The sequence below is a fragment of the Methanoregula sp. genome (genome assembly GCF_002835825.1).
Taxonomy (GTDB): domain Archaea; phylum Halobacteriota; class Methanomicrobia; order Methanomicrobiales; family Methanospirillaceae; genus Methanoregula.
In genome coordinates this window covers 1-3,265 of the sequence record NZ_PIZH01000259.1, presented here as the reverse complement: position 1 = coordinate 3,265, position 3,265 = coordinate 1, and the positions used below count along the sequence as shown (strand labels likewise).

The 3,265-nt window shown below is 49.1% G+C and carries 3 protein-coding genes; 1 reads left to right on the top strand and 2 read right to left on the bottom strand.

The window, feature by feature from the left end; translation table 11 throughout:
• Positions 1–602: 602 nt before the first annotated feature.
• Positions 603–1,742 carry a hypothetical protein gene (locus tag CW742_RS09400; protein WP_292419582.1) on the bottom strand — a complete coding sequence of 380 codons (1,140 nt, stop codon included), beginning with the start codon at positions 1,740–1,742 and terminating at the stop codon, positions 603–605.
• 5 nt (positions 1,743–1,747) lie between these two features.
• A complete protein-coding gene (locus tag CW742_RS09395; protein ID WP_292419580.1) occupies positions 1,748–2,926 on the bottom strand; it encodes a tubulin/FtsZ family protein in 1,179 nt (392 codons plus the stop codon).
• Between the two features lie 196 nt (positions 2,927–3,122).
• Here CW742_RS09395 and CW742_RS09390 point away from each other — a divergent pair.
• The coding region (locus CW742_RS09390) for an NAD(P)-binding protein (RefSeq protein WP_292419584.1) at positions 3,123–3,265 on the top strand (143 nt) is incomplete at its 3' end.

The window sequence follows — 3,265 nt, the reverse complement described above, 5'->3', positions numbered from 1 at the left end:
TTTTCACCACCACGGGTCATAAAAACCGTCCGGCCCCTGCCCGACCCCCACAAAAAACCGTAAAATCCTAAATCCTGATTAAAAACAAAAAATTAGGGAAATACTGAAGCCAACCATCGTTTCATAAACAGTATCCATTCCCACTTGAGCCTCCACGGGGTTCAAGAAAAAAAAACGATGGGAATAACGATTGACATTCTTCGAAAGATCCTGTTCGAAGAACCTTGAAGGTTCTTCTCGTGTATCATTTCTTCGAAAGATCCTGGTCGAAGAACCTTGAAGGTTCTTCTCGTGTATCATTTCTTCGAAAGATCCTGGTCGAAGAACCTTGAAGGTTCTTCTCGTGTATCATTTCTTCGAAAGATCCTGGTCGAAGAACCTTGAAGGTTCTTCTCGTGTATCATTTCTTCGAAAGATCCTGGTCGAAGAACTTTGCAGGGTCGACTCATACCTCATCTCAGATGAGATTCGACAAGAGGGTTATTCTTTTCTTCCAGGAATAGAACACACACGCCAGCTAGCACTCTGTAAATCACAAAGTACCTGATGAAGCGGGTATTACTGAGTCACAAAACAACGTTAGAGAAAAAAGGTATACAGAATTACCCAAGCTCATCCCAGCTGGAACGCCTGCGGTAAATGATTACCCCAACGACAACAAGGACAATAACAATTATTCCGATGATGAGGAAAATCCCGCCCGGTAATTTGATATTACTCGGCAGGATATTCGGGAGCTGGAACCCGGATGACAATTCTTTCTGGCGTACCAGGGCATCGGTATAGGACTCATTTGCTTTGGTGAATGCTTCAGCAGCCTTGGCCCGTGCCTGCTGGTAGTTTCCGCTGTTGATGGCATCGTTCGCATTGGAGAGAAACGTTACTGCCGATTCACGTTTAGCAACAATGGCTGACAATTGCGCATCGCTGGCCGTACTCTGGTTACCCTTAAACCATGCGATAACACCATCAACCCGGTCGATGGGGACCTGCGCATTGCCAACCTCCATTTCAGCCCATGCAAGCTCGACAGCGGCGTTTCCTGCATCGATAGATGTCTGGGCTGCGGTCAGGTCTGCAATCGCTTCGGAATATTGTGTTGCAGGCCGTGACGATGCGGTTGATATTTTGGACTGTGCATCATTAAAGTATGCTTCGGCGGAAGATGTATCAACACCCATGGCACTTTTCTCGTCGATCTGTGCCTGAAGTGCCTGCAGGTTGGAGTTCTTCTCCGAGACCTGCCTTGTTACATCACCCGTGTTAATGACAAGGGCCGTCTTGGTGACAACGGAGCTTGCCACGGTATTCCCGTTCGAGTCCACTTCTTTTACATTGAGGATGGTCTTCTCCGTGGTGGCATCAACAGTCGGGGCAGTCCCCTTGAGGGTAACACGGATGACTTCACTCACCTTTGAAGGATACGAGATCTCAAATCCACTCAGTTCAAGGGTTCTTCCACCAACAGGATTTCGCGGATTTTCAACATCATTCAGAATGATAGTGTACGCCCACGTTGGATCCTTAAGATCAGTGGTCAGCACAAGGTCACTGCCTTCGGGAAATGTCAGACTCGATGAGGCTGAAAACCCGATCTTAAAGGAAGCAGTGACTGTTGTACCGGGTGTGAGCGAACCGGAGGGTTCGATCGTCATTCCTTCAACCGTGAATGCCGATACCGCGGGAATGCAAAAAAACAGAGCAACAACTGCAAGAATAATTATTTTTGTTACCTTCATCATCAACCTCACTCAAACAAGGGATCAATCCCTTCTTCAAACATACTCGTTTTTTTCTCCTTTGACTTTATAACATCTTCTTTTGTTTCTTTGGCGATATCAAGGAGTTCCTTGATCCTGGGTGCATTGCCAACCGTTGCCAGCATCACAACGGCAGCAACGTATTCGCTGTTGACCGGATAGTCGCCGCCACGCACTTCGACACCGGCAATATTCTCTTCAACCCAGCTCTTCGCTTTCTCCACACCCTTGCGGTCCATCTCATCCGGAGGGCCGGCAAGGAGGACCAGCGCCCGTTCGGCAGTGGAGTAGTCGCAGGGAAGGGTCAGCCGCCCGAGCATTGCCCTGCGGACTAAGGCAACGATCTTTGCGGACCTGTCTTCGCCAAGCAAAACTTCCTCGTTTGCTTCCCTCTTTGCCCCAAACTTGTCTTTCAGGCCCCCGAGAAGTCCCTTCTTCTCCTTTGTTGCCTTGCTCTGCACCTCGCTTATCGCATATCCGACAGACGTGATACCCCCGCCACGCAGGGTATTGATGATCTCACTGGAATCCACGACCATCTCGCCCACGCCCATCCGGCCGACTTCTCCGGCACGGAAAAGGACACCGAATCTTCTGACAACTTCATTGTTCAGGCGCTGGAACGCGGTCTTGACACTCTCTCCCTCGTTTTTCCAGGCGCTGTTGTCAAAAATGAATGTATTGTCCGCTTCATTCACAAGAGTAGTCAGGCTTCTTGCCGCATTATAGGAATAAAGCCTGCCTTCTTCAGGGGCAGGAATAATACCAAGAGCATATACTGGTTCGCGGTAAATCCGCTTGAGATGGCGTGCCAGAACCGGAGAACCTCCGGAACCCGTACCTCCACCTAATCCTGCAACGATAACAAAGGCATCGACATCATGAGTGCCCCTGCTGTCGATGGCGCTGATGATGCTGTCGATCTCATCCGCGGTAACCCGGGCACCGGTCACGTTGTCGGTACCTACCCCATGACCTTTGACCATTGTCTGGCCGATCAGGATCCGGTCTCTCAATTCAATGTTTTTGAGTCCCATCAGGTCCGTTCGTGCGGTATTGACGGCGATTCCCCGGAAACTGTTCGTGCCGAGCTTCTTGTCCTGCTCGATGAACATATCGACAATTTTTCCGCCAGCCTGGCCGAACCCTATGAAAAAAACCCGCATCTGGTGACACCGTCCAATGGGATAATAACAGAGAAGTACTTTATCCTGATTCTTTTAAGTCCTTTTGCTCGTATGAACCTTTATTTTCGAGAGTACAAAAACTTTCTTATTGCATTTACGGGGAAAATATGCCAATTGAGGCAGATTCTGCGGAGCCTTTTTCATTTCACCGCGAAAATAGTATAGAACAGCAATCATGAAGATCGGGATTATCGGGGGTGGACTGAGCGGGCTTGTTGCAGCACACGCACTTGCACGGGATCATGAGGTCAGCCTCTATGAGATGATGCCGTACATCGGGGGTTGCCTCTCTTCGTACCATATCAACGAGTACTGGAT

Excerpts from the sequence above, each read along its gene's own strand:
- CW742_RS09400 (WP_292419582.1), bottom strand. The coding sequence starts at position 1,742 with ATGATGAAGGTAACAAAAATAATTATTCTTGCAGTTGTTGCTCTGTTT.
- CW742_RS09395 (WP_292419580.1), bottom strand. The coding sequence starts at position 2,926 with ATGCGGGTTTTTTTCATAGGGTTCGGCCAGGCTGGCGGAAAAATTGTC.